Raw genomic sequence first — 26,609 nt, 5'->3', positions numbered from 1 at the left:
TATGCCGCCATGCCCCGATTCGAGGGTGGAGCGGGCTGTTGCCCCATGCAACGCCGGTGACCCCACGGGCGGGTCCGTAGGATGCGGTGAGCTGTGCGAACCGCATCGACTCCCGGCGCTCGGGCAATGATGTGCTTCGCACAGCTCAGCCCATCCTACGTTCGCCGCCATGGCCCGATTCGATGCCGGTCGGTGGAGGGAAAGAAACACCCACGGCAGCCCATGCAGGCGCTGCCGTGGGGTGTGGGGTCAGGCGTCGTCGGCGCCGCGGTAGCGGGGGTAGGGCAGGCTGTTCCAGGCGCGGTTGGCGAGGCGGGTGGCGTCCATCGCCGTGGGGATGTCGTCGAGAAGGGTGCGGGCGGCGCTCAGTTCCCGCTGCACTTCCGCCTGGTCCTGGTACATGAACTCGTCGGAGGCCTGCTCCGGCGCCTGCTTGAACTTCTCGTCCAGGTCATCGAGCAGGCGCCGCTGCTGCCGGTGCAGGGCGTCGCGCGCGTCGTCCACCCAGGCCGGTTGAAGACTGCGGTTGTGGTCCAGCAGGGCGGTGTATTCGCGGTAGACGCCGTCGTAGACATCGCCGGTGTGGGTGCGCGCCTCGTGGCAGGCCAGTTCCAGGTCGCGCACGGTGAGTGCCTCCGCGTCCAGCGGCTGCTGGCGCGGTGCGCCGCCCAGGCGGGTGAAGCGGGTGTAGAAGGGGAACAGGCTCTGGATCACCTTGGCCACCGGCAGGGTGCCTTCGCCGTCGTCCCCCAGCCCTTTGGGCTGGATGCCCTGCATGGCCGCCAGGGCCGACTCCGGGCGCACCACCTCCTTGGGCGGCACCAGGCCGTGGCGCAGCATCTCGCGGATGCCGGTGCCGGAGATGTTCAGCTGGTAGCGCTCGTCGTGGGGGCAGGTTTCGGTCGTGGCGTGGCTGGCGCAGCGCACGCAGTAGAACACCTCGTGGAACAGGCGCACTTCGATGCCCAGCTCGTCCGGGGTGAACTGGTCGAAGATGCTGTGGCTGGCGTACTTGTCGTAATAGCTGCCGATCCCCGCGTGGTCGCGGCCGATCAGCGCGTGGGTGCAGCCGTAGTTCTTCATGATCAGGGCGTGCAGCACCGTCTCCCGGGGGCCGGCGAAGATGTAGGTGACCCGCAGCGGGGAGAGGATGGCGCGGTCCTTCGGGTAGTAGGTCTCCAGCACGTTGCGGTAGGCCTGCATGCGGTATTCGTGGCGCACGTATTCACGCTTGGCCATTTCCACCAGCGGTTGCAGCAGCAGGCCGTCGATGCCTTCCAGGGCGTTGCGGTGGATGTATTCGTGGCCCCGGTGCAAAGGGTTGGCGCCGGTGATGAAGCCGGCCACGGAGCGGAAGCCGCGCTCCTCGTAGAAGCGCTTCCAGGTGTCCCGGGGCTCCAGGCGCAATGATTCGAAGGGGCCCCAGTCGACCCGTTGCAGCAACTGCAGCGTGCCGCCCAGGGCGACGTCGCCCATGCGCCGGTGGATGGCGTCCACCCCTGGGTGGTTGCGGTCGGTGGTGCCGAACAACTGGCGGGCGCGCTCTTCCTTGTCGTAATCGAAGATGTCCTCGATGGCGAGGATGGCCACCGGCTCGTTGCGGTTGTCGATCAGGGCCACTTCATCGCCCACCGCCAGGGCGGCGATCACCTCGCGGTTGCGCTCGCCCACCGGCGCGAAGCTCAGCGGCACCGGCCACACCACGCCGTTGGCCAGCCGGCCGCTGCCCAGCACGGACAGGTAGTCGGCCTGGTTCATGAAGCCCTTGTTGGGCGAGAGCACGCCGGTGGTGATCATCTCGATGGTGATCACCGCCTCCAGGTCGATGCGGATCGACGGCAATGCGCGTGCGCGCGCTATTTCTGCCCGTACCTGGTCGGCGGGCACCACCTGGTTGACCAGGGTTCCACCGTGGGGCTGCTGGGGGTAGCGATCGAAGGCGAGTTCCATGTTTCCTCCTGCTCGGCTCTGGCCCCGCTCGCTGGTCGCCTGAGCGGCGAACGGGTCGCACTGTGCCGTTTTGTTATGGGTAGGACATGGCCGGTCACTGCGGCCGTCCGGCCTGCCTGTGGGCGCACCGGACTGGCTGAACGGTAGGGGCCGGGGGCCGGGGCGGACAAGGACGTTGCCCTGTGGGGAAAGTCTGGAAGTTACCGGCGGAGCGTCTGCCGGGCGGGGTGGGTGTTGTGCGGGGGTGTGCAAGCGGGCGTTGGCCGTTTGCCGGGCGCACCCTGCGACGGCTCGGCTGCAGGGGCTTTGCGCGTTGCGCGGGGGCTCAGCCGATCACCCGTGCCGGTCGCTGCAGCAGGCGGTGGCATTCGCTGGCATCCAGCCAGGTGCGGCCCTGCCAGTGCAGCACCTCCAGCGGGCGTTCCTGCCAGTGCACCACGTCGCGGTAGGGGCGCAGGGCATCCGGGTGCTGGGCCTCGCGCAGGCGCGGGATCACCTCGCGGCTGATCCAGCGGCGGATGCCGCCGTTCTCCGGGTGGTAGTAGAAGATCAGCAGTGCGTAGACGCCGCAGTCGCTCACCAGCAGCTCGCGCTGGTACTCGCCCCTGCTGTCGCGCACCCAGGCGGGCTGCAGTTGGTCCGGGTCGAGGTTGCGGGGCGCGCGTTCGTCGAGCGGTACGCGGTTGATCAGCCGCGCCAGGTCGTTGAGGACGAACCAGGGCTCGTCGTCCAGCAGCAGCGCACGGAGCTGGCGGCGGTGGCGGGTGAACAGGGTGGGGATGAGGATCTCGTCGTGGAGCTGGGGTGAGTCGGGCATGTCCATTACCTCTGCTAGGTCTTACAGCTTTCTCAGGGCTGTTGGCGTCGGGAGTTAAGAAACCCCACCTAGAGGGCCGGACGTATTTCCCTTTCGGGTCTTGTATTAGCCCACTCCCGACATACAGAGGTTTTGAGCGTGCGCGAGTGTGCCGCATGCACAAAAAAGCCGCTGAACTTTCGGGAGCGGTCAGGCCGCTAGGTGAGTAAGCGTTTCTTAGGCGCCGGGGACGGAGGCTATGGGCGCACCCGGAAGGTGGCAATGCAGTTGCTGCGTGGGAAATGGCTGATCGGGCAGGCGGAAGCGTGAGGGCGGGGGCGGGTGGATCGCGCCTCATCGATCCACCGTTGTGTTGCGCTCAACGAAAGAGCGCCATCCACCCTAAATACTGATCGGCATGGCAGTTTTAAATTTCGGACTAGTGTCCACCAAATAGAAGGCCGCATATATCGCTAGCGGTGTTCTTTCCATTTCTATGGTCGCTGGGTGTTTTTGCTAGCGTTATTATATAGCGGTTGTCTCCGTTAAAGGTTAGCTTGTAATGATTACCTTCACTTATTATTTCAAATCCAATCCGCTCAAGCGTTCTTTTGGTGCGTTCATCCATTCTTTGATAGTTTGTTAGTGTGTCTTTTATTGTCTTTATGAGTTCGGTTTTTCTTCCTATTTTAGGGTTTTCTGATAAAACCGATTCTATTAAATCTAGGCGCCTTTTATGTTTTTCAGGAGTGTGCGTGCGCAGTGATTCAAATGCGTCGATAGCCATGTCTTGAAGTTCCCCAGCGTATAGTTCGGTTTCGCTGGTTGGAATGGAGATAGACGTGGGTTCATCCTGTTCCCTAGAAAAAGCTTGTGACTTGAGCCGTGTATTCTCTCGCTCAAGCTTAGAGATTTCTTCGCGTAGGGATTGGATTTCAGTGTCAAAGTGGCTTATGTATTCGTCTATCTGCGTTGAACCACTTGATATGAGTGCGTCAATTGCGGCTCTGGCTTTTTGCTCTGAGATATATTGGTAATTGCAATCTTTCAGTGGTCTCATTGAAAGGAGTGCGCTTTTAACTATCTTCCTTATTTCGGTCTCAACAGTCTCGGGGTCTTCATATTTTCCCCATGGCAGAAATAGATACCTTCCAAGTCCCTCTGGCCAGTAAATAGCAACTGCTCCTCCATATGCATTTTTATTTTTTGTTTCTCGGCGAAGCTCAAAGGAAAAATCCCGATTTGGCTCCACTATGATGTGCGCCATTCCAGACAGTTGATATGAAAGTTTTTCTATGTTGATTTTCTGACTGTCATCCTCGTTGGCGCTTACATAAATTGCTGGCATTAAATTTGAGGAGATGCCATTTATAATGTCTGCTGCTAGATTGATTTCTTTGCTATTTAATTCTGTGGGGGTTGTTGTGACAGTTATTTCCCCGTCTTTTCCTCCTTTCAGCTTCTCTAATAAGAGCTTTATTATGTGGGGTTTTTTTGTGTTGGGGATTTTATGGGTTGGTACTGAGTTGTCGCATGAAACCTGTATTGATATCCAAAAGGAGAATTTTTTCTTTGATCCTGAGATTTCAGTGGTCCAGCGTATAGAGTCACTGGTTGTCGTGTGTTTTGCCCCAATTAAATCGTGTTCTTCTCTGCTGAGGTAGATTAGTTGGAGCGATTCGTTACTTGTTCTTATGTAGCAGTCTTCTCCTTTTGTTAGGGCTTTTAATTGTTCTTTTTGAAGTTTTGAGTGAGGGCTTTTAAGTAGCCATGTCCTTATAATTTCAAATACATCGTCTATAGTGTTTTCTTTATCTATTGGAAACTGTGTATTAAAAGTAAGCATCGAATTTCTCTCAAAAAATAAACCCCGCACTAGGCGGGGTTCTAATTGAGGTTTAACCCAGCATCCTTGGCAGGTGTGGGGTTAATCTACTCTGATGCTAATTGGCCATCAATCCCAGCTCAGCGCACCACCGGTCTGATACTCGATCACACGGGTCTCGAAGAAGTTCTTCTCTTTCTTCAGGTCCATGATTTCGCTCATCCAGGGGAACGGGTTGGTGGTGCCCGGGTATTCCTCTTTCAGGCCGATCTGGGTCAGGCGGCGGTTGGCGATGAACTTGAGGTAGTCCTCCATCATCGCGGCGTTCATGCCCAGTACGCCGCGCGGCATGGTGTCGCGTGCGTATTCGATCTCGAGCTGGGTGCCCTGGAGGATCATCTGGGTGGCTTCGTCCTTCATCTGGGCATCCCACAGGTGCGGGTTTTCGATCTTGATCTGGTTGATCACGTCGATGCCGAAGTTCAGGTGCATGGACTCGTCGCGCAGGATGTACTGGAACTGCTCGGCGGTGCCGGTCATCTTGTTGCGGCGGCCCATGGAGAGGATCTGGGTGAAGCCGCAGTAGAAGAAGATGCCTTCCAGTACGCAGTAGTAGGCGATCAGGTTGCGCAGGAACTGGCGGTCGGTTTCCGGGGTGCCGGTGTTGAACTGCGGATCGGAGATGGAGCGGGTGTACTTGAGGCCCCAGGAGGCCTTTTTCGCGACGCTCGGAATCTCGTGGTACATGTTGAAGATCTCGCCTTCATCCATGCCCAGGGACTCGATGCAGTACTGGTAGGCGTGGGTGTGGATCGCCTCTTCGAAGGCCTGGCGCAGGATGTACTGGCGGCACTCGGGGTTGGTGATCAGGCGGTACACGGCCAGCACCAGGTTGTTGGCAACCAGGGAGTCGGCGGTGGAGAAGAAGCCGAGGTTGCGCATGACGATGCGGCGCTCGTCTTCGCTGAGGCCGTCCTTGCTCTTCCACAGGGCAATGTCGGCGTTCATGTTCACTTCCTGGGGCATCCAGTGGTTGGCGCAGCCATCCAGGTACTTCTGCCAGGCCCAGTCGTACTTGAAGGGTACGAGCTGGTTGAGGTCGGCACGGGCGTTGATCATCTGCTTGTCGCCGACCTGTACGCGCGCGGAGGCGCCTTCGAGGTCGTCCAGGCCTTCCTGGATGTCGAGGGCGTCGAGGGCCTTCTTGGCGCGGGCGACGGCGTCGGAGTCGTCAGCCGACACGGCGCGGGCCTCCTGCACGGAGCCGGCGGCTTCGTCATCGAGCTTGTCGGCGTTCTGCGCGGCCTGGGCAACGGCGGGCGCGGCCTTGGCTTCGGTGGGGTCTTCTTTGTCGAATTCGTCCCAGCTGAGCATGTTTCCTCTCCTGGTGTCTGGATGCGTGAAAGTGGGTTGCACGCTAAAGCGATCATCTGGCCGGCGGTGCTTTGCCTGGCCTGCACGCCCGGTTTGTGGACGTGCTGTTCGGATTCGGTACTGCTTGAGGTTTCCCTCTTTACCCATCCCCCTCTCCCGCCAGCGGGAGAGGGGAGGGCTGGCTGCGGGCGCGCCGCAGTTTCCGGCGTGAGTCAGCGCTAGGCGGTCACTTGGCCGGAGCCCCTGAGCGTACGTCCGTACGTGATGGGGTCCGGCCGAGTGGCCAACAACGCGATGGCCGCGCCGGGGACTGCGTTACTGGCACGCTTCGCAGTCGGGGTTGTCGATGGAGCACGCCTTCGGCACCGGCGCCGGCTGCGGCGCGGCGGCCGGGGCAGCCTGCAGGCCTTCGTCGATCACCGAGCTGACGGCGTTGAGCTTGCCGGTGTTGATGGTGGACTTCTCGGTGCTGGTGGCGGCCAGGGCACGGAGGTAGTAGGTGGTCTTCAGGCCACGGTACCAAGCCATGCGGTAGGTCACGTCCAGCTTCTTGCCGGAGGCGCCGGCGATGTAGAGGTTCAGGGACTGGGCCTGATCGATCCACTTCTGGCGGCGGCTGGCGGCGTCGACGATCCACTTGGTCTCGACTTCGAAGGCGGTGGCGTACAGGTCTTTCAGGTCTTGCGGGATGCGCTCGATCTGCTGCACGGAGCCGTCGTAGTACTTCAGGTCGTTGACCATGACCGGGTCCCACAGGCCGCGGGCCTTGAGGTCGCGTACCAGGTAGGGGTTGATCACGGTGAACTCGCCGGAGAGGTTCGATTTCACGTACAGGTTCTGGTAGGTCGGCTCGATGGACTGCGATACGCCGGTGATGTTGGCGATGGTCGCGGTCGGGGCGATGGCCATGATGTTCGAGTTGCGGATGCCTTTCTTGACGCGCTCGCGCACCGGGGCCCAGTCGAGGGACTCGGTCAGGTCGACGTCGATGTACTTCTGGCCACGGGCTTCGATGAGGATCTGCTGGGAGTCCAGCGGCAGGATGCCCTTGGACCACAGGGAGCCGTCGAAGGTCTCGTAGGCGCCGCGCTCGTCGGCCAGGTCACAGGAGGCCTGGATGGCGAAGTAGCTCACCGCTTCCATGGACTTGTCGGCGAACTCGATGGCCGCGTCGGAGCCGTAGGCGATGTGCTGCAGGTACAGGGCGTCCTGGAAGCCCATGATGCCGAGGCCTACCGGGCGGTGCTTGAGGTTCGAGTTGCGAGCCTGCGGGACCGAGTAGTAGTTGATGTCGATGACGTTATCGAGCATGCGCACGGCGGTCTTCACGGTCTTCTGCAGCTTGGCGGTGTCCAGCTTGCCGTCGACGATGTGGTTGACCAGGTTGATCGAGCCCAGGTTGCAGACGGCGATTTCGTCGGCATTGGTGTTCAGGGTGATCTCGGTGCACAGGTTGGAGCTGTGGACGACGCCCACGTGCTGCTGCGGGCTGCGCAGGTTGCACGGGTCCTTGAAGGTCAGCCACGGGTGGCCGGTCTCGAACAGCATGGAGAGCATCTTGCGCCACAGGTCCTTGGCCTGGACGACCTTGAACACCTTGATCTTGTTGTACTCGGTCAGGGCTTCGTAATACTCGTAGCGCTCTTCGAAGGCCTTGCCGGTCAGGTCGTGCAGGTCCGGCACTTCGGAGGGGGAGAACAGGGTCCACTTGCCGTCGTCGAAGACGCGCTTCATGAACAGGTCCGGAATCCAGTTCGCGGTGTTCATGTCGTGGGTGCGGCGACGGTCGTCACCGGTGTTCTTGCGCAGTTCGAGGAATTCCTCGATGTCCAGGTGCCAGGTTTCCAGGTAGGCGCAGACGGCGCCCTTGCGCTTGCCGCCCTGGTTCACGGCCACGGCGGTGTCGTTGACCACTTTCAGGAAGGGGACGACGCCCTGGGATTTGCCGTTGGTGCCCTTGATGTAGGAGCCCAGCGCGCGCACCGGGGTCCAGTCGTTGCCCAGGCCACCGGCGAATTTCGACAGCATGGCGTTGTCGTGGATCGCGTTGTAGATGCCCGACAGGTCGTCCGGCACGGTGGTCAGGTAGCAGGAGGACAACTGCGGACGCAGGGTGCCGGCGTTGAACAGGGTCGGGGTCGACGACATGTAGTCGAACGAGGAGAGCAGGTTGTAGAACTCGATGGCGCGGGCTTCACGGTCCTTCTCTTCGATGGCCAGGCCCATGGCCACGCGCATGAAGAAGACCTGCGGCAGTTCGAAGCGGATGCCGTCCTTGTGGATGAAGTAGCGGTCGTACAGGGTCTGCAGGCCGAGGTAGGTGAACTGCTGGTCACGCTCGTGGTTGATCGCGGCGCCCAGCTTGGCCAGGTCGAATTCCTTGAGCTTGGGGTCGATCAGCTCGAACTCGGCGCCCTTCTCGACGTAGGCGGCCAGGGCCTTGGTGTAGAGCTCGGCCATTTCGTGGTGGGTGGCGCTTTCGGCCACGCCGAGGAAGCCCAGGGCTTCGGCGCGCAGGGTGTCCATCAGCAGGCGGGCGGTGACGTAGGAGTAGTTCGGCTCACGTTCCACCAGGGTACGGGCGGTCATCACCAGGGCGGTGTTGACGTCCTTCTCGGCCACGCCGTCGTACAGGTTCTTCAGGGTTTCGCGCTCGATCAGGGCGCCGTCCACCTCGGCCAGGCCTTCGCAGGCTTCGCGGATGATGGTCTGCAGGCGGCCCATGTCCAGCGGCTGGACGCTGCCGTCGGCCTTGGTGATGCGGATGCTCGGGTGCGGTACGGCAACGTCGCTGGCGGCGGCGCCACGCTTGGCGCGCTCCTGGGCGCGGGCTTCGCGGTAGAGCACGTAGTCGCGGGCGACCTTCTGCTCGCCGGCGCGCATCAGGCTCAGTTCGACCTGGTCCTGGATTTCTTCGATGTGGATGGTGCCGCCGGAGGGCATGCGACGCTTGAAGGTCGCGGTGACCTGCTCGGTCAGGCGGGCAACGGTTTCATGGATGCGGGAAGACGCAGCGGCAGTACCGCCTTCCACGGCGAGGAACGCCTTGGTGATGGCAACGGTGATCTTGTCGTCGGTGTAGGGGACGACGGTGCCGTTGCGTTTGATCACGCGCAGCTGGCCGGGAGCGGTGGCGGCCAGGTCCTGGGCGGAGTCGGCTGCCAGCGGCGCGTTGGCCTGCGGGTTCTCGCGAGTGGTGTCGGTCTGCATGGGGGTCTCCATGTTCGTATAGGTCTGGTTGGGCGCCGGGGCACCCGTTATTCCGTTACAAAGCTCGCCGCGCCGGCCTGGACCGGGCGGTGGGTACTACTAAGGCAGAGAGGTCGGACTCAGGTGCCTCCCGGCCCTACTAAGTCTGGGGTCGCCGTGTTAAAGCACGACGACAGAAACACAATACCTAGTGGTGCGGCCTGCTCCGGCTGCGCACCGCTTCCGGTGGCGGTCACGTCTTGCGTGTCTCGCCCCGGCACCGTCTGCTTTGGCAGCGCGGTGGGTTGGGCTCTCGGTGGATCACCGGGTTCGAATGCACGGAAAAGGCTCTTCGGGACTTGATTCTGGTTGTGCCTGGTGATCTAGCAAAACCCCAATATGTAGGGGTGCTGCGCGATGGGGGTACAAGATAATGCGCTGTCTGGGCTATTGCAAGGCGAGGGGTACTGAACAAGCTGTGGATAAGTTGTGGGTGCGCTGTGCGCGGCGGCCGGCGGGTGCCGGGTAGGCCTAGGGTGGCGAGGGGTGGACCGTTCGTCGTCACTTCGCCGGCCTTCTGAGGGGCGATTCGAGGATGCCGACGGGTGCGCACGCTAACACAATATGTAGTGTTTTTGCGCCTTTCTGGCATGCGCTGTGCAGAACGGCCGGCATTGCTACAATCCGCGCGTTTTTCCTGGCCCTCGGGGCGCTGGAATGGGAGTAGGTGGTGGAACAAGAAGCCTGGCGCATCCTCATTGTCGAAGACGACCGGCGATTGGCCGAGCTGACCCGTGAGTACCTGGAAGGCAACGGCCTGCGGGTGGCCATCGAGTCGGACGGCGGCCAGGCGGTGGCGCGCATCCTGGCGGAGCGCCCGGACCTGGTGATCCTGGACCTGATGCTGCCGGGGGAGGACGGCCTGTCCATCTGCCGCAAGGTGCGGGGGCGCTACGACGGCCCGATCCTGATGCTCACTGCGCGCACCGATGACATGGACCAGGTGCTGGGCCTGGAGATGGGCGCCGACGACTACGTGTACAAGCCGGTGCGCCCGCGGGTGCTGCTGGCGCGCATCCGCGCTCTGTTGCGGCGCAGCGAGGGCTTGGCCGAGGCGGTGGATGACACCCCGCGGCGCCTGGGGTTCGGCAGCCTGGTGATCGACAACGCCATGCGCGAGGCCTGGCTCGGCGAGCGCAGCATCGAGCTGACCAGCGCCGAGTTCGACCTGCTCTGGCTGCTGGCGGTGAACGCCGGGCGCATCCTCTCCCGCGAGGAGATCTTCAATGCCCTGCGCGGCATCGAGTACGACGGCCAGGACCGCTCCATCGACGTGCGCATCTCGCGCATCCGCCCCAAGATCGGCGACGACCCGATGCACCCGCGCCTGATCAAGACGGTGCGCAGCAAGGGCTACCTGTTCGTCGGCGAGGCGGCCGACGGCCAGCCATGACCCGCGCCGCCCGCTCGGCCGTGGCCCGGGGGCGGCCATGAACTCCATCTTCCTGCGCATCTACGGCGGCCTGCTGGCCGCTCTGGTGCTGGTGGCGCTGCTGGGGGTGTTCACCCTGCACCAGGTCAACGAGGTGCGCGCCGACCGCTACCGGGAAAGCCTGGCGCGCGGCACCTTCCGCCTGATGTCCGACAACCTCGAACCCATGACCCAGGTGGAGCGCCGCCGTGCCCTGGTGCTGTGGAGCCGCCTGCTGGGCATTCCCCTGGCGCTGCAGGACCTGGACGAGGACCGCCTCGACAGCGGCGTGCGCTCCCGCGTGCTGCGCCGCCAGGTGATGGTGGAGCAGACCGGCCCCCACGCCGCCAAGGTCTACAGCCTGGTGAGCGAGAAGGACCACCTGGTGCTCACCGGCGAGGTGCAGCAGATCAGCGAGCAGTTGGCCCGGGCCACCGTCTACCTGCTGATCGACGAACTGGTGCGCTACCCGGTCAACGAGCAGCCGCAGCGCCTGGCCGCCCTTAAGGAGAGCAAGCAGTTCGGTTTCGACCTGCACCTGGTGACCCTGGAGAACGCCGACCTCGATGAGGACCAGCGGCGCCGGGTGGACGAGGGCGACACGGTCATGGCCCTGGGCAAGGGCGGCGACTCCATCCGCATCTTCGCCGGCATCGTCGATACGCCCTGGGTGCTGGAGATCGGCCCGCTGGTGCTGATGAACCCCTACCCGCCGGAGCTGCTGATCCTCATCGGCGTGCTCGGGCTGAGCCTGATCGGCCTCACCATCTACCTGCTGGTGCGCCAGTTGGAGCGCCGCCTGCTGGGGCTGGAGGCAGCGGCCACGCGCATCGCCCACGGCAAGCTGGACGCCCGCGTGCCGGCCCGTGGTGCGGACTCGGTGGGGCGCCTGGCGGCCGCCTTCAACGGCATGGCCGAGCAGTTGCAGCAGTTGCTGTCGGTGCAGCGCGAGCTGGTGCGGGCGGTGTCCCACGAGCTGCGCACGCCGGTGGCGCGGCTGCGCTTCGGCCTGGAGATGATCGCCGACGCCGAGACCGACACCGCGCGGCGCAAGTACATGGAAGGCATGGACGGCGACATCCAGGAGCTCGACAAGCTGGTGGACGAGATGCTGACCTACGCCCGCCTGGAGCAGGGCGCGCCGGCGCTGAACTTCCAGCGGGTCGACCTGGATGCGTTGATGGAGCAGGTGATCGCCGAGCTGGCGCCGCTGCGCCCGGCCATCCGCGTCGAGCGCGGCCATGCCTTTGGCCGTGGCGAGGAGGGGGCCTGGGTGGAGGCTGAGCCGCGCTACCTGCATCGGGCTCTGCAGAACCTGGTGAGCAACGCCATGCGCCATGCCGAGTCGCGGGTGCGCCTGAGCTTTCAGATCGGCGAAGCACTGTGCCGCATCGACGTGGAGGACGACGGTCCGGGCGTGCCGGAAAGCCACTGGGAGCGCATCTTCACTCCCTTCCTGCGGCTGGACGACAGCCGCACCCGCGCCTCCGGCGGGCACGGCCTGGGCCTGTCCATCGTCCGGCGCATCATCTATTGGCACAGTGGGCGCGCACAGGTCGGCCGCAGCGAGGCCCTGGGCGGCGCGCAGTTCAGCCTAGTCTGGCCGTGCCGGCAGGGCGAGCGCCTGCCCTCCTGAGTCAGCGCACCGCCACCAGGGTCAGCAGGCGGTCCGGGTAGTGGCGCACTTGCCCCTGCAGCTCGCGGCCCTGGTGCCATTCGGCGGACAGGTCGATCAGCAGGCGCAGTTGCACGCGGTGGTCGTCCACTGCCAGCACTTCCGCATCGTGGAAATAGAAGCGCACCCCCACCAGCGGGTAGAGCGCTTTGAACAGGCTCTCCTTGATGGAGAAGGTCAGGGTCACCCGCTCGGCCCTGGCCTCCCGCGGCAGGGCGTCGAGCCGTTGCAGCTCGGCCTCGGTGAGGATCTCCCCGGCCAGGCGCAGGGCGCGCTCGGGTTCCAGGTGCTGCTCCAGGTCCAGCCCCAGGCCGCGCCATGCCTCGGCACGGGCCACCACGCTGGCCGCCTGGCCGGTGCCGTGGGTGATGGAGCCGACGACGCCGGCCGGCCACACCGGCGCCCGGTCCTCGCCGGTGGCGGGCACCTCGGCCTGCCCGGTGAGTGCCTGCAAGGCCGCTCGCGCGCAGAGCCGCCCGGCCAGGTACTCCGCACGGCGCTTGGCCACCGAGCGCTGGATGCTCGGCGTGGTGGGGATGTTGCAGCGGGCGAAGTCGCCATCGTCGAGGGCCGCCGGGTCGAAGCGGCAGCTGTGGAAACCCACGCCCTCCAGCGCCTTGGCGAAGGGCCAGGCGGCATCGGGCTGGGTGCAGAAGGGGGGCAGGGTCAGGTTCATGGCGCGCATTCTGCCGCGCCGGCGGGACGGCCACCAGACGGTGGCTCGGTTACATATGTTTGCAATCGGGTTACCAAAGCTAAACGGATCGTCCAGTCGGCTTTTGCCAGACTAGCCGTGCGTTTCTTCTGGAACGCAGGTGAGGTTGTAGCCTGGGGCCGTTATCGGCCCCGGCGTTTTCTCTGAATCGAGAACGGGAGCCCTGTGGCTCCCGTTTTTTTTGCTTTGGATTCCGCACCTGGCTCAGCGTGCCTTATTCAGGATTCTCCAGGTCCACCAGCAGCCGGGCGGGGTAGACCTTCTCCCAGTGGGCCTTGAAGCGCTTGTGCACGCGGTCGATATCGAAGGTGCTTTCCCGGCCCACCTTCTGTGCGTGGGCGATGTCATGGGCCCGCATGTAGGCGATCAGGAACTGTTCGCCGTTCAGCTCCAGGTGAAACCAGGATTCGACGGTCACGCCCTCCGCCTTGAGGGTTTCCACGGCTTCGGCCTTGCGGCGTTCTATTTCGCTCCTCCAGGCCTCGACCTGTTCCATCGAGTCGCTCTTCAGCTTGATCAGTACGGAACCGACATCCATTGCGGCGCTCCAGCGTGCGGTGAGAGGGGATGCCGAGGTTAAACGCGGGCTGGTCGTGCGGTGGGGCGGCTGCCGATTGCTCAGCCAGCAGTTCACGCCGTTGGAGCCGCCACGGGCGGGCGTTGGCGGCTCAATGCGCCGTGTTCGTCAGCGAGGGGAGGTGGACACGTTGGGCGGAGTCCGACGGGCTCAGTCGTCAACGCACCCTGGGATCAGCGCCCTGGTTCGTCAGGACCTGATGCACCCAGGCGCTGCCAGCGCCGGAACACCGGTTCGGCCAGGAACAGCACCAGCAGCAGCCGGGCCACCTGCAGGGCGGTGACCAGCGGGACGGAGAGCTGCAGGGGCTCGGCGGTGAGGCTCATCTCGGCGATGCCGCCGGGCATCATCCCCAGGGTCAGGGAGCGCAGGTCCAGGGCGCTGGCCCAGGCGATGCCGAGGGCGCAGAGGCTGGCGAAGCCGATCATCAGTGCGGTGCCCAGCAGGGTGCGGGCGAGGAAGGTGGGGGCACGGCGGAAGAAGGGGCGGTCGAAGTGGCAGCCCAGGCCGCTGCCGATCAGCAACTGGCCTATCTGGCTGGCCCCTGGAGGCAGGCCGATGTGCAGGTCCCAGGCGACGCTGGCGCAGGCGCTGACCAGCAGCGGGCCGAACAGCCAGGGGTTGGGTTGGCGCAGGCGTTGCCAGAGCAGCGCCACCAGGCCGCCGGCCGGGACCAGCACGGCCAGCCAGGCCCAGTCCACCGGGGCGTTGGTGTGCAGGGCGGGGCCGTCGCCCAGCAGCAGTTTGAACAGCGCCGGTATGCACAGCACCACGGCCACCACCCGCAAACTCTGGGCCGCGGCCACGCGGCTGGTGCTGGCGCCGTTGCGCTGGCCGAGGTTGACCATCTCCCCGGAGCCGCCGGGCATGCAGGCGAAGAAGGCGGTGGCGCGGTCCTCGCCGCTGCGGCGCAACAGCCCGATGGCGAGGACGCTGGAAAGGCTGGTGAACAGGGCACCGAAGAGCACCAGCGCCCAGTGGGCGGTGACCTGCTCCAGCACCTGGGGGGTGAAGTGCAGGCCGATGCCGATGCCGATGATCCATTGGCCGGTCTTGCGCCCGCCCGGCAGGTCACGGATTGGCCAGGGCGTGGCGCAGCGGAACAGGATGACCGCCACCAGGGCGCCGATCATCCACGGCAGCGGCCAGTGGGCGAGGCTGGCGAGCAGGCCGCCCGCCGCGCCCACCAGGGGCGTCGCCCACCAGTTGCGCCAGCCATCACGCATCCGCCAGGGCCTCCCGACGGGCGCGGCGGCGCCAGATGCGCACCAGCGGCAGGGCCAGCATCACCGCTACCAGCACCCAGGTGCCGATGGCGATGGGGCTGGACCAGAGGATGCCCAGCTCGCCGTTGGAGATGGACAGCGCGCGGCGCAGGTTCTGCTCCATCAGCCCACCGAGGATGAAGCCCAGCAGCAGCGGCGAGAGGGGGAAGTCCAGCTTGCGCAGGATGTAGCCGAAGATGCCGATGGCGACCATCAGGAACAGGTCGAAGGTGGTGGCGTGCACGGCGTAGACGCCGATGGAGGTGATGATGGCGATCACCGGCACCAGCGCCCAGTTGGGCACGGCGAGGATGCGGATGAACACGCGGATCATCGGGATGTTGAGGATCACCAGCATGACGTTGGCGATGAACAGCGAGGCGATCAGGCCCCAGACGATGTCCGGCTGCTGCTGGAACAGCATGGGGCCGGGGGTGATGTTGTACAGCGTCAGTGCGCCGATCATTACGGCCGTGGTGCCGGAGCCGGGAACGCCCAGGGTCAGCATCGGCACCATGGCGCCGCAGGCGGAAGCGCCGATGGCGGTTTCCGGGGCGGCCAGACCGCGTAGGTCGCCTTTGCCGAACCTGCCGGAGTCGCCGGCCATCTTCTTCTCGGTCATGTAGGCCACGGCGCTGGCCAGGGTGGCGCCGGCGCCCGGCAGCACGCCGAGGATGAAGCCCATCACCCCGCAACGCAGGTTGACCACGGCGACCGAGGCGGCCTCCTTGAGGTTGAACAGCATGCGTCCGGTGGCCTTCACGGCGACGTGGCCGTGGTGGGTCTTCTCCAGCAGCAGGAGGATCTCGCTCACCGAGAACAGGCCCAGCACCAGCACCACGAACTGGATGCCGTCGGCGACATGGATGCTGTCGAAGGTGAAGCGGTACACGCCGCTGTTGGCGTCGATGCCGATGGTGGAGAGGAACAGGCCGAGCAGGGCGGCGATGAAGGTCTTCAGCGGCCGGTCGCCGGCCATGCCGCCGAGGGCGACGATGGCGAACACCATCAGCACGAAGTACTCCGCCGGGCCGAAGGCGATGGCCCATTTGGCCAGCAGCGGGGCGAACAGCACCATGCCGCAGGTGGCGATGAAGGCGCCGATGAAGGAGCTCCAGGCCGACAGCGACAGGGCGACGCCGGCCAGGCCCTGGCGGGCCATGGGGTAGCCGTCGAGGGTGGTCATCACGGTGGAGGCTTCGCCGGGGATGTTCAGCAGGATGGAGCTGATGCGCCCGCCGTATTCGCAGCCCAGGTACACGGCGGCCAGCAGGATCAGCGCCGACTCCGGCGGCAGGCCGAGGGCGAAGGCCACCGGGATCAGCAGGGCCACGCCGTTGATCGGGCCGAGGCCCGGCAGCAGGCCCACCACGGTGCCGATCAGGGTGCCCACCAGGGCGGTGACCAGGTTGTAGGGGGAGAGGGCCACGCCGAAGCCCTGGCCGAGGTAGCTCAAGGTATCCATGTCGTCACTCCAGGAAGTCGAGGAGGCCCAGGGGCAGGGGCACGTCCAGGGTCTTGTCGAACAGCAGGTAGAGGCCAACGCTGATGGCCAGCGCGGCGATGGTGCCGGGCAGCCAGCGGCCGCCGTACAGGCGGGCCATCAGCAGGCCGGCGAGGGTGCTGGAGAGGATGAAGCCCAGCGGCTCGAAGAGCCCGGCGTAGACCAGCAGCAGGGCGATGCAGGCGATCACCTTGCGCAGGGCGGGGGCGTCCAGCGGGGTGTCGTCGTGCTTGTGCAGCAGGGCGCCGGGGCGCAGCACCTGCCACAGCAGGGCGGCGGCCATCAGCCCGAGGGTGAGCAGGGGGAAGGCGCGGGGGCCGACCGGTTCATAGGAGAAGGCGGCGTGGTAGTCCCAGGCGAGCGCGGCAAAAAACAGGCATGCGACCAGCCAGCCCAGACTGAACAGGCGTTGAAAAAGCATGGGGGATTCCTCGCGGAATGGGGGCGCGGAAGGCCGGCTGGCGGGGGCGCTCAGCCGGCTGTTCGGGGCCTTAGCGTCTGTTCACGCTCTCTTGTGAGCGCTTATTGGGTGAGGCCGAACTCCTTGGCCATCTCCTTGTACTGGGCGACGCGCTGCTTCACGTAGGCGTCCAGTTCCGGGCCGGTCATGGCGAAGGGGAACAGCTCGCGCTGGCCGCGCAGTTTGGCGAAGTCCTCGGAGGCCAGCAGTTGGTCGAAGGCGGCCTTCCACCAGGCGTAGTCCTCGTCGCTCACCTTCGGGCCGAGGTAGAAGCCGCGCACCACCGGCCAGGTGATGTCGTAGCCCTGTTCCTTGGCGGTGGGGATGTTGGCCTTGTCCTCACCCGGCAGGCGCTCTTCGGAGAGCACGGCGAGGATGCGCATGTTGCCGGCGAGGATGTGCGGCATGGAGTCGGCGATGTCGGTACTGCCCACCTGGATGTGCCCGCCGAGCAGGGCGGTGGCGATCTCGCCGCCGCCTTCCAGGGCCACGTAGCGCAGGTTGCGCGGGTCGATGCCGGCGGCCTTGGCCAGCAGGGCGGTCTGCATCCAGTCCTGGCTGCCGACGGTGCCGGAGGAGCCGATCACCACCTTGCCCGGGTCGGCCTTGAGGGCGTTGATCAGGTCGTCGAGGGTCTTGTAGGGGGAGTCGCTGCGCACGGCGATGGCGCCGTAGCTGGTGCCGATGCCGGCCAGCCAGCGCACGGCGTTCTCGTCGAAGCGGCCGAACTTGCCCTGGGCCAGGTTGAGCAGCGAGCCGCTGGACCAGGCGGTGATGGTGCCGGCGTCCGCCGGGCGCTGGGCGACCACGGCGTTGTAGGCGACGGCGCCGACGCCACCGGGCATGTAGGTGACGCGCATGGGTTTGCTGAGCAGCTTGGCGTCCATCAGGGCGCTCTGGGCCAGCTTGCAGGTGAGGTCGAAACCGCCGCCGGGGGCGGCCGGGGCGATGCACTCGGGGCGCTTGGGCTCGGCCATCAGTTGGGTGGAGAGCAGCAGGCCGGTGGCGAGCAGGGCGAAGCGGGAGAGGGCGGTCTTCATCGGTTGTCTCCTGTGGAGTCTTATTGTGGGTCACCAGATGGCGAGGGCGTAGCTGACGATCAGGCGCAGTTCGTCGGCATCCCGGGCGAAGCTGGAGCGGAAGCCGGCGTGGCGGGCGCGGAAGGTGAGGTCCTTGAGGGCGCCGCTCTGGACGACGTACTTGAACTCCACGTCGCGTTCCCATTCGCGGCCTTCCCGGTCGCTGCCGGTGACCTGGGCGTTGTCGCTGGTGATGTAGCGGGTCATGAAGCTCAGGCCGGGGACGCCGAGGCGGGCGAAGTCCAGGTCGTAGCGGGCCTGCCAGGAGCGCTGGTCGGCGTTGGCGAAGTCGTTGATCTGCACGAAGTTGACCAGGAACGGGTCGCTGCCGTCGATGTAGGCGTAGCCGGTGTCGCCGCTCATGCGCTGGTAGCCGAGGCCGACCTTGTGGGCGCCCTGGCCGTAGCTGAGCATGCCGTTCAGCGCGCGGTTGTCCACCTTGCCGGCGGCAGCGCGGCCGGTGTCGTCGCTGATGGCGTAGCGCAGGTCGGCGCTGAGGGTGCCACTGCCCAGGGGCTGGGTGGCGAGCAGGCCGAAGAAGTGCTGGCGGTAGACGTCGTCCAGCTCGGCGAAGTAGTAGCGCCCGGTGAGCTGCTTGCTGAACACGTAGTCGGCGCCGGCCAGGTCGTAGTGGTCGCCGCTGGCGCCACTGGCGAAGCGCCGGTTCTTGTTGTTCAGGGCCAGGTCTTCGGAGTGGGTGGAGGCGCGGTCCTTCACTTCGCGCAGGCGGCCGCCGGTGAAGGTGAGGCCTTCGATCTCCCTGGAGGTGAGCAGGCCGCCTTCGAACACCTGGGGCAGGATGCGGCTGTCGCTGGCCTTGACCACCGGCAGTTCGGGGATGTGGCTGCCGATGCGCAATTCGCTCCTGGAGACGCGCACCTTGCCGGTCAGACCCAGCTTGCCGTAGGTGTCCGGGGTGCCGCCGTCGTCCTGTACCGGCAGCAGGTCGGTGCCACTGCTGCCCTTGCCCGAGTCGAGCTTGACGCCAACCATGCCGAGGGCGTCCACACCGAAGCCGACGGTGCCTTCGGTGAAGCCGGATTCGATGTTGAGGATGAAGCCCTGGGCCCATTCGTCGCGCTTGGACTGGCCGGTGCCTTCGCGAAAGTCGCGGTTCAGGTAGATGTTGCGGGCTTCGAGGGTGGCCGAGCTGTCCTTGATGAAGTCAGCCTGGGCGAGCGGGGCGAGGGTGCAGCCGGCGATGGCCAGGCTGACGATGCGTGCAGGCGGCAACGCCTGCCGGGAGGCAGTGTGCATCGGTGGTCTCCGTTGTTGTTCTTGTAAGCCGGCTCAACCAAGGCCGGCTATGGATGGGTGGTTCTGTCCACCCTGTGCCGATGCTAGGGGGCGAAGCTTTCGCCAGGCTTTCAGCGTGAAAGAATTCGGCAGGCCGCTTTTTTGCGGGTTGCTGGCCGTTACACTGCGGGCCGTTTCCTACAGCCTGGAGGACTCCACCGTGCGCATCCTGCTCGTCGAAGACCACCTGCAATTGGCCGATAGCGTGGCCCAGGCGCTGCGCGCAGCGGGCTGGACGGTGGACGTGCTGCACGATGGCGTGGCGGCGGACCTGGCCTTGTCCAGCGAGGAATATGCCCTGGCGGTGCTGGACGTGGGGCTGCCGCGCCTGGACGGCTTCGAGGTGCTGTCGCGCCTGCGTGGGCGGGGCAAGACGCTGCCGGTGCTGATGCTCACTGCGCGGGGCGAGGTGAAGGACCGGGTGCTGGGCCTGAACCTGGGCGCGGACGATTACCTGGCCAAGCCCTTCGAGCTGTCGGAGCTGGAGGCGCGGGTGAAGGCGCTGCTGCGGCGCACGGTGCTGGGCGGCGAGCAGCAGCAGCGCTGCGGGCCGCTGCTCTATGACCTGGGCACCCGGCGTTTCAGCCTGGACGGCCAGCCGCTGACGCTGACCTCGCGGGAGCAGGCGGTGCTGGAGGTGCTGATCGCGCGCCCCGGCCGGGTGATGAGCAAGGACCAGTTGGCCGCTCAGGTGTTCGGCCTGGACGAGGAGGCCAGCCCGGACGCCATCGAGATCTACATCCACCGCCTGCGCAAGAAGCTGGAGGGCAGCACGGCGCGCATCGTCACCTTCCGCGGCCTGGGCTACCTGCTGGAGCACCAGGATGCGTGAGTCGGGAAGCCTGCGCGGGCGGCTGCTGCGGCGGCTGGCGCTGCTGCTGGCGATGCTGCTGGTGATCGGCAGCCTGAGTGCCTACTTCAATGCCCGCCAGGCGGCAGACACCGCCTACGACCGCACCCTGCTGGCGTCGGCCCGGGCCATTTCCGCCGGGCTCTACGAGGCCGACGGCCGGCTCAAGGCCGATGTGCCCTATGTGGCGCTGGACACCTTCGCCTACGACAGCGCGGGGCGGATCTTCTACCAGGTGACCGACATCGAGGGGAAGCTGGTCTCCGGCTACGAGAACCTGCCCGGCCCGCCGCCGGGCACGCCGCGCACCGATGACTACCCGGCCCTGGCGCGCTTCTACGACGCCAACTACGGCGGGGTGGACGTGCGGGTGGTGAGCCTGCTGCGCCCGGTGAGCGAGGCAAGCATCAACGGCATGGCGGAAATCCGCGTGGCGGAGACCGAGGAGGCCCGCGAGCGCCTGGCCCGGGGGCTGCTGGTGGATACGCTGTGGCGCCTGGCGCTGATGTCCCTGGCGGCGCTGGGCCTGGTGTGGCTGGCGGTGAGTGCGGCGATGCGCCCGCTCAATCAGTTGCGCTCGGCGGTGGAGGAGCGCCAGCCGGACGACATGCGCCCGTTGCCGGTGGTGGTGGTGCAGAGCGAGCTCAAGCCGCTGGTGGATGCGCTCAACCGGTTCACCGAGCGCCTGCGCGGGCTGTTCCAGCGCCAGGCGGACTTCATCGCCGACGCCTCCCACGAGTTGCGCACGCCCCTGGCGGCCCTGAAGGCGCGGATCGAGCTGGGCCTGCGCGAGCAGGACCCGGCCGCCTGGCGCCGGACCCTGGAGGAGAGTGCGGCGAACACCGACCGGCTGACCCACCTGGCCAACCAACTGCTCTCCCTGGCCCGTATCGAGAGCGGGGCGCGGGCGATTGCCGAGGGCGGTGCCGAACGCATCGAGCTGGGCGCCCTGGCCCGTGAGCTGGGGATGGCCCTGGCGCCCCTGGCCCACGCCCGGGGTATCGCCCTGGCGCTGGAGGCGGAGGACAGCGCTTGGGTGAGGGGGGAGCCGACGCTGCTCAACGAGTTGCTCAGCAACCTGGTGGACAACGCCCTGGCCCATACGCCCAAGGGCGGCAGCGTGACCCTGCGGGTGATGGCGCCGGCGGTGCTGGAAGTGGAGGACGAGGGCAGCGGCATTCCGCCGGAAGAACGCGAGCGGGTGTTCGAGCGTTTCTACCGGCGCACGGCCCAGGCCAGCGGGGCGGGGTTGGGCCTGGCCATCGTGGGTGAGATCTGCCGGGCGCACATGGCCGAGATCAGCCTGCACGACGGCGGCGCGGGCGGGTTGCGGGTGCGGGTGAGCTTTCCGCCCGCCTGAGCAGCACTGCCATTACTGCAGGCTGCTCAGCGGCTCTTCGGCTTCGAGCAGGTAGCGGGCGATCTTGCCGCTTTCACGCAGTTGCGCCAGGCCCTGGTTGAAGCGCGCCATGAGCTGTTCGTTGCCGGGAACCGAGCGGGACAGCAACAGGTGCAGGGTGTCGCTGCGCAGTGGCTGGGGGTGAAAGGTGACTCGGCTGCGTTCTTCGCGGCTGAAGCTTTGCAGGTTGGCGATGCCGACCACCTTGTCCATGGGGAACACGTCGATGCGGCCGGCCAGGAGCATGCGCAGGCCCTGTTCCTCGGCGGCCAGGCGCTGCACGCGCAGGCGGCCGTCCTGCTCGGCGCGCTGGAAGGCTTCGCCGTAGTCGTAGCCGATGGTGGCGCCCAGGCGGTAGTGCCGGAGGTCGTCCACGCTCTGCCAGTCGAGGGGGGTGTCCTTGCGGTGGAACAGTACGTAGCCGCTCTCGATCACCGGATCACTGACGTAGAAATCCCGTTCGCGATCAGCATTGCGCAGCCAGATAGCGGTGCCGTGGCGCTCGCCTTTCTCCGCCAGGCGCAGGGAGCGGGCCCAGGGGTGGAACTCCCAGTGGACGGTGACGCCCTCCAGGGCGAAGGCTTCGGCGACGATGCGCGAGGCTACGCCCTGGTGCGGCAGCGAGGCGCCGAGGTAGGGCGTCCATTCACCGTTGGTGAGGCGCACGTCTTCGGCGGCGGCGAGGCTGCCGAAGGCGAGGGTGAGGATGAATAGAAGGGCGCGCATCTGGGTCCGCTACTCCATGTATGCAGGGAGTCTAGACAGGTATGGCGCGCCCGTTAGTTCACTGCAGCATGCTCATGGCCGCCTCCATGGCGGCGGAGAGGTCTTCGTCTGCCTGCATGTCGACCTGCGGGTCGAGGCCGAGTTTGGCGAAGGCGGGGATCTGGCTCCAGTCGAGCTGGGTGTAGGGGTGTTCGCTGCCCAGGTAGCTCTGCAGGGTGGCGACCTGGACGATGTCCACGTAGTCGACCTTGGGCGAGTTGCGGGTGAAGTCCAGGTACTGGCTGGGGATCTGCGCGATCGGGGCGGGGAATTCCCAGGCTTTGAGGATGCGGTCGCCGATGATCGGGTGGATGCGCTCGATCACGTGGTTGAGGCTGATGGAGTCGGCCAGCAGCTCGTAGTGTTCTTCGGCGTAGGTGAGGATCGGCAGCACGCCGATCTGGTGCACCAGGCCGGCGAGGGTGGCCTGGTCCGGCGCGAGGCGGGTGTAGTGGCGGCAGAGGACGTGGCAGATGCCGGCGATCTCGGTGCTCTTGTTCCAGACTTCGCGCATTTTGCGGTCGACCACATCGGAGGTGGCCTGGAACATCTGCTCCATGGCCAGGCCCGTGGCGAGGTTGCAGGTGTAGTTGATGCCGAGGCGGCTGATGGCCATCTGCAGGTCGGTGATTTCCTTGTTGGTGCGCAGCAGCGGGCTGTTCACCACCTTGATGATGCGGGCGGTGAGGGCGGCGTCGTTGCCGATCACCTTGGACAGGGCGGGGATGCTCACGTCGGGGTCTTCTGCGGCTTCGCGCACCTTCAGCGCCACTTCGGGCAGGGTGGGCAGCACCAGCTCATCGTTGTCGATGGCGCGGATCAGGTCTTCCTGGACTTTCTCGGCAAGCTTGCTCATGGGGGCTCTCTAGGCGTGGTAGGCGGTTGGACCGGCCCTCAGCGCTGGATCTCGCGGTCGGCGTCCAGCGTGTAGGGGAGGTCGAGCAGGTTCAGCACGGGGCCATCGATGGCGCCCAGGTGGATCCGTCCGTCGTTGACCGCGTCTTCCTGGAGCACGGCGAGGAGTTCGTAACCCTGTTCCGCCGGGGCGGCCAGCACCACTTCGCCGACGCTGCTCTGGTGGACGGGGGAAAAGAGTTCGAGGCCGGGGGCCGGGCGTTCGCCTTCGGGCAGGGCCAGGCGCTGCAGGCGGCGCTTGAGTTTGCCCAGGTACTGCATGCGGGCGACGATCTCCTGCCCGGTATAGCACCCTTTCTTGAAGCTGACGCCGCCGACCGCCTGGAGGTTGATCATCTGCGGGATGAACAGCTCGCGGGTGGCAGCGAAGACCTGGCCGACCCCGGCGCGCACCTGGGCCAGCAGCCAGGCGTCCAGCGGGGCCTCGGGCAGGTGGGCGGCGAGGTGGGTGCGCAGGCTGTCGGCCTCATCAGCTGCTGCCCAGAGTTCTGCGCGGCCGTCGGAGAGGCGCAGGGCGATGCGGCCCTCGGCGCGCACGACGGCGCCGGCTTCGGTGGGCAGGTCGAGGCCCAGCGCTACGAGCACGCCGTCGCCCTGGGCCAGGCCGAAGCGCACCCAGGCGGCGCTCTCGTCGGCCAGGGTGGCCTTGGAGAACACGGCGTATTTCTTCAGGTCGGCGAGTTGCACGTCCAGCAACCGGGCGTCGAGGGCGAGCAGGTAGCCGTCGCCTTCGGGCAGGACGCGGAAGCTGGAGACCATGCGCCCCTTGGGGGTGCAGCGGGCGCCGAGGCTGGTGGTGGTGTCGTTGAGGTAGGCGAGGTTGCAGGTGACCTGGCCCTGAAGGAACTTGGCGGCGTCCACGCCACGGACGGCGATGATGCCTTCGTGGGTGAGCGGGCAGAAGAATGCGGTTTCAGCCATGGGATATCGCTGGAAAGGGTGTCCGGGGCGTCATCATAGAGCCCGGTCGGCGGCTTGTCAGCGGGTGCCGGCCGGCGTCCGTGCCGTTATACTGCGCGCCTGTTTACTGGAGGCACCCCGATGGCCGACGCAACTGAACTGAACCGACTCTTCTGGCACAGCCGCCGCGGCATGCTGGAGCTGGATGTGCTGCTGGTCCCCTTCGTGCAGGAGGCGTACCCGCACCTCGACGAGGCCGACCAGGCCCGTTACCGCAAGCTGCTGGAATGTGAGGACCAGGACATGTTCGGCTGGTTCATGCAGCGCGGTGAGCCGGAAGATGTGGACCTGCGGCGCATCGTGAAAATGATCCTGGACCGTGTCCAGCCCAAGTAGCCCCTTCGAATGCCACTGGCGCCCGTCGCGGCGCCTGCTGGCGATCTACCTCTTCCTTCTAGTGCTGTGCCTGGTGGCGTTGGCGACGGCCGAGTGCCCGGCCTGGGTGCGTCTGCTCGGTGCGCTGCTGTGCGCTGGCCACGCGGCCTGGGTGCTGCCCCGGCGCATCCTGCTGACGGCGCCTTCGGCGATCCTCGGGTTGCGCCTGTCGTCTGATGGGCTGGCGTTGCTGCGCCGGGATGGCGACTGGCTGCCCGTGCAACTGTCGCCTGACAGCCTGGCGCTACCCCTGGCGGTGCTGCTGGTCTATCGCCAGCCGGGTCGCCCCTGGGCCCAGGGGCTCTGTGTGCCGGCCGATGCGATGGACGCCGATTGGCATCGGCGCCTGCGGGTGCGGCTGCGTTTCAGTCGCCAAAGGTGGGCGGCACCAGAATAGTGTCGTGGGCTTCGGGCAGGGTGTCGGGGTAGTCCAGGGTGTAGTGCAGGCCCCGGGATTCCTTGCGCTGCATGGCCGAGCGGATGATCAGGTCCGCCACCTGGGCCAGGTTGCGCAGCTCGATGAGGTCACGGCTGACCTTGTAGTTGGAGTAGAACTCGTCGATCTCGCTGAGCAGCAGACGCACCCGGTGCTGGGCGCGCTGCAGGCGCTTGTTGGTGCGCACGATGCCGACGTAGTCCCACATGAATCGCCGGAGTTCGTCCCAGTTGTGCGCGATGATCACGTCCTCGTCCGAGTCGGTCACCTGGCTGGCGTCCCAGGTGGGCAGGCCGTCGGGCAGGGGGATCTGTTCCATCTGGCCGAGCATGTCTTCGGCGGCGGAACGGGCGTAGACGAAGCACTCCAGCAGGGAGTTGCTGGCCATGCGGTTGGCGCCGTGCAGACCGGTGAAGCTGGTCTCGCCGATGGCGTAGAGGCCGGGGACGTCGGTGTGGCCGTGGCGGTCCACGACTACGCCACCGCAGGTGTAGTGGGCGGCGGGCACCACGGGGATGGGCTGGCGGGTGATGTCGATGCCGAAGCCCAGGCAGCGCTCGTAGACCGTGGGGAAGTGGCTCTTCACGAACTCGGCGGGCTTGTGGCTGATGTCCAGGTAGACGCAGTCGATGCCCAGGCGCTTCATCTCGTGGTCGATGGCGCGGGCGACGATGTCGCGCGGGGCCAGTTCGGCACGCTTGTCGAAGCGTTGCATGAAGCGCTCGCCGCTGGGCAGGCGCAGCAGGCCACCTTCGCCGCGCACCGCTTCGGTGATCAGGAAGCTCTTGGCTTGCGGGTGATACAGGCAGGTGGGGTGGAACTGGTTGAACTCCAGGTTGCCCACCCGGCAGCCGGCCCGCCAGGCCATGGCGATGCCATCACCGCAGGCGCCGTCGGGGTTGCTGGTGTAGAGGTAGACCTTGGCTGCGCCGCCCGAGGCGAGCACGGTGAAGCGCGCGCCATGGGTGTCGACTTCGCCGCTGCTGCGGTTCAGCACGTAGGCGCCGAGGCAGCGCTGGCCGGGCAGGCCGAGCTTGCGCTCGGTGATCAGGTCGATGGCGACATGCTGCTCCAGCAGTTCGATGTTGGGGCACTGACGGGCGCGTGCCAGCAGGGTGTTGAAGATGGCGGCGCCGGTGGCATCGGCGGCATGGATGATGCGTCGGTGGCTGTGCCCGCCCTCGCGGGTGAGGTGAAACTGGAATCCGCCGTCTTCGCGGGCGCTTTCGTCCTCGCGGGTGAACGGCACGCCCTGGTCGATCAGCCACTGGATGGCTTGGCGGCTGTGCTCGACGGTGAAGCGGACGGCATCCTCGCGACAGAGCCCGGCCCCGGCGACGAGGGTGTCCTCGACATGGGAATCGACGGTGTCGGTGTCGTCCAGGACAGCGGCAACGCCCCCCTGGGCCCAGAAGGTCGAGCCTTGGGACAGGTCGCCTTTGCTGAGGATGGCGATGCGCAGGTGGGAGGGCAGGGTCAGCGCAAGGGTGAGGCCGGCGGCGCCGCTGCCGATCACCAGTACATCGTGCTGAAAGTGTTGGCTCATGTCGGGGATCCCGCGGGAAGGCGGCCCCTAGTATATAGAGGGGGTGGTCGGCACAATAGCGCGTTCATGGTCGCCGAAGAAATCGTGGGAACTTTCCATCCACACCCGCTTTCTTAGGTATGTCGCACATGAAGTGACGTGCTTGGCGAGTTGTGCCGCGAGGAGCTTCCTGCTCCTCTGGCTGCGG

The 26,609-nt window shown here is 65.9% G+C and carries 22 protein-coding genes; 6 read left to right on the top strand and 16 right to left on the bottom strand.

Going from position 1 to position 26,609, the window contains the following annotated elements:
- Positions 1–249: 249 nt before the first annotated feature.
- The 5 genes from A7D27_RS21270 to A7D27_RS21255 all read right to left on the bottom strand — a co-directional run bounded on the left by A7D27_RS21270 (position 250) and on the right by A7D27_RS21255 (position 9,155).
- A complete protein-coding gene (locus tag A7D27_RS21270) occupies positions 250–1,950 on the bottom strand; it encodes a sulfate adenylyltransferase (RefSeq protein ID WP_069566006.1) in 1,701 nt (566 codons plus the stop codon).
- A gap of 325 nt (positions 1,951–2,275) precedes the next feature.
- Entirely contained in the window at positions 2,276–2,767 is a 492-nt protein-coding gene (locus tag A7D27_RS21265; RefSeq protein WP_240920422.1) for a phage antirepressor, read from the bottom strand.
- Positions 2,768–3,185: 418 nt separating this feature from the next.
- On the bottom strand, positions 3,186–4,592 hold the full coding sequence (locus A7D27_RS28055) for a hypothetical protein (RefSeq protein ID WP_139134149.1): 1,407 nt from the start codon (positions 4,590–4,592) through the stop codon (positions 3,186–3,188).
- Positions 4,593–4,700: 108 nt separating this feature from the next.
- Positions 4,701–5,945 (bottom strand): ribonucleotide-diphosphate reductase subunit beta, encoded by a 1,245-nt coding sequence (locus tag A7D27_RS21260; RefSeq protein WP_069560911.1) that lies wholly within the window; start codon positions 5,943–5,945, stop codon positions 4,701–4,703.
- 315 nt (positions 5,946–6,260) lie between these two features.
- Positions 6,261–9,155, bottom strand: a complete 2,895-nt coding sequence (locus A7D27_RS21255) for a ribonucleoside-diphosphate reductase subunit alpha (protein ID WP_069560910.1) — start codon at positions 9,153–9,155, stop codon at positions 6,261–6,263.
- Between the two features lie 709 nt (positions 9,156–9,864).
- On the opposite strand from A7D27_RS21255, the gene A7D27_RS21250 reads away from it, so the two are divergent.
- Together A7D27_RS21250 and A7D27_RS21245 are read left to right on the top strand one after the other, a co-directional pair.
- Positions 9,865–10,587: a response regulator gene (locus tag A7D27_RS21250; RefSeq protein WP_069560923.1), complete on the top strand. Its 723-nt coding sequence runs from the start codon at positions 9,865–9,867 to the stop codon at positions 10,585–10,587.
- 37 nt (positions 10,588–10,624) lie between these two features.
- Positions 10,625–12,241, top strand: coding sequence for an ATP-binding protein (locus tag A7D27_RS21245; RefSeq protein ID WP_069566005.1), 1,617 nt, complete (start codon positions 10,625–10,627; stop codon positions 12,239–12,241).
- 1 nt (position 12,242) lies between these two features.
- On the opposite strand, the gene A7D27_RS21240 is transcribed toward A7D27_RS21245, so the two are convergent.
- The 7 genes from A7D27_RS21240 to A7D27_RS21210 form a co-directional block, all read right to left on the bottom strand.
- On the bottom strand, positions 12,243–12,965 hold the full coding sequence (locus tag A7D27_RS21240; protein ID WP_069566004.1) for a 4'-phosphopantetheinyl transferase: 723 nt from the start codon (positions 12,963–12,965) through the stop codon (positions 12,243–12,245).
- A gap of 244 nt (positions 12,966–13,209) precedes the next feature.
- Positions 13,210–13,533 carry a DUF6176 family protein gene (locus tag A7D27_RS21235; protein WP_069560907.1) on the bottom strand — a complete coding sequence of 108 codons (324 nt, stop codon included), beginning with the start codon at positions 13,531–13,533 and terminating at the stop codon, positions 13,210–13,212.
- A gap of 212 nt (positions 13,534–13,745) precedes the next feature.
- On the bottom strand, positions 13,746–14,798 hold the full coding sequence (locus tag A7D27_RS21230) for an AbrB family transcriptional regulator (RefSeq protein ID WP_069566003.1): 1,053 nt from the start codon (positions 14,796–14,798) through the stop codon (positions 13,746–13,748).
- Positions 14,791–16,302, bottom strand: a complete 1,512-nt coding sequence (locus A7D27_RS21225; RefSeq protein WP_069566002.1) for a tripartite tricarboxylate transporter permease — start codon at positions 16,300–16,302, stop codon at positions 14,791–14,793. Before A7D27_RS21225 ends, A7D27_RS21230 begins: the two co-directional genes overlap by 8 nt.
- A gap of 4 nt (positions 16,303–16,306) precedes the next feature.
- Complete coding sequence (locus A7D27_RS21220; protein WP_069566001.1) at positions 16,307–16,762, bottom strand: tripartite tricarboxylate transporter TctB family protein; 456 nt, start codon at positions 16,760–16,762, stop codon at positions 16,307–16,309.
- Between the two features lie 101 nt (positions 16,763–16,863).
- On the bottom strand, positions 16,864–17,841 hold the full coding sequence (locus A7D27_RS21215; protein ID WP_069566000.1) for a tripartite tricarboxylate transporter substrate binding protein: 978 nt from the start codon (positions 17,839–17,841) through the stop codon (positions 16,864–16,866).
- A 30-nt stretch (positions 17,842–17,871) separates the two neighbouring features.
- Entirely contained in the window at positions 17,872–19,137 is a 1,266-nt protein-coding gene (locus tag A7D27_RS21210) for an OprD family porin (RefSeq protein ID WP_069565999.1), read from the bottom strand.
- 199 nt (positions 19,138–19,336) lie between these two features.
- Here A7D27_RS21210 and A7D27_RS21205 point away from each other — a divergent pair, with 199 nt between their 5' ends.
- Together A7D27_RS21205 and A7D27_RS21200 are read left to right on the top strand one after the other, a co-directional pair.
- Positions 19,337–20,008, top strand: a complete 672-nt coding sequence (locus A7D27_RS21205; RefSeq protein WP_044407382.1) for a response regulator — start codon at positions 19,337–19,339, stop codon at positions 20,006–20,008.
- On the top strand, positions 20,001–21,386 hold the full coding sequence (locus tag A7D27_RS21200) for a sensor histidine kinase (RefSeq protein ID WP_069565998.1): 1,386 nt from the start codon (positions 20,001–20,003) through the stop codon (positions 21,384–21,386). The genes A7D27_RS21205 and A7D27_RS21200 overlap by 8 nt, the downstream gene beginning before the upstream one ends.
- Before the next feature lie 12 nt (positions 21,387–21,398).
- Here A7D27_RS21200 and A7D27_RS21195 read toward each other — a convergent pair whose 3' ends face one another.
- Genes A7D27_RS21195 through A7D27_RS21185 form a run of 3 tightly spaced genes read right to left on the bottom strand, consistent with a single transcriptional unit; the run spans position 21,399 to position 24,026 of the window.
- On the bottom strand, positions 21,399–22,151 hold the full coding sequence (locus A7D27_RS21195; RefSeq protein ID WP_069565997.1) for an ABC transporter substrate-binding protein: 753 nt from the start codon (positions 22,149–22,151) through the stop codon (positions 21,399–21,401).
- 58 nt (positions 22,152–22,209) lie between these two features.
- Positions 22,210–23,046, bottom strand: coding sequence for an HDOD domain-containing protein (locus tag A7D27_RS21190; protein WP_069560899.1), 837 nt, complete (start codon positions 23,044–23,046; stop codon positions 22,210–22,212).
- A 38-nt stretch (positions 23,047–23,084) separates the two neighbouring features.
- Positions 23,085–24,026 (bottom strand): folate-binding protein YgfZ, encoded by a 942-nt coding sequence (locus A7D27_RS21185; protein ID WP_069565996.1) that lies wholly within the window; start codon positions 24,024–24,026, stop codon positions 23,085–23,087.
- Between the two features lie 120 nt (positions 24,027–24,146).
- Between A7D27_RS21185 and A7D27_RS21180 the strand changes: the two genes are divergently transcribed.
- Together A7D27_RS21180 and A7D27_RS21175 are read left to right on the top strand one after the other, a co-directional pair.
- Entirely contained in the window at positions 24,147–24,401 is a 255-nt protein-coding gene (locus A7D27_RS21180) for a succinate dehydrogenase assembly factor 2 (RefSeq protein WP_069565995.1), read from the top strand.
- Positions 24,385–24,837, top strand: a complete 453-nt coding sequence (locus tag A7D27_RS21175) for a protein YgfX (protein WP_069565994.1) — start codon at positions 24,385–24,387, stop codon at positions 24,835–24,837. Before A7D27_RS21180 ends, A7D27_RS21175 begins: the two co-directional genes overlap by 17 nt.
- Here the strand turns inward: A7D27_RS21175 and nadB are convergent.
- Positions 24,806–26,422, bottom strand: a complete 1,617-nt coding sequence (gene nadB / locus A7D27_RS21170; RefSeq protein ID WP_069560896.1) for an L-aspartate oxidase — start codon at positions 26,420–26,422, stop codon at positions 24,806–24,808. The two genes, A7D27_RS21175 and nadB, sit on opposite strands and share 32 nt — an antisense overlap.
- Positions 26,423–26,609: the final 187 nt, after the last annotated feature.

The organism is Pseudomonas sp. 1D4 (assembly GCF_001728925.1).
In the GTDB taxonomy this organism is placed as follows: Bacteria; Pseudomonadota; Gammaproteobacteria; order Pseudomonadales; family Pseudomonadaceae; genus Metapseudomonas; species Metapseudomonas otitidis.
Note: the sequence above shows the minus strand (reverse complement) of the source record. Positions and strands in the feature narration are given on the sequence as shown.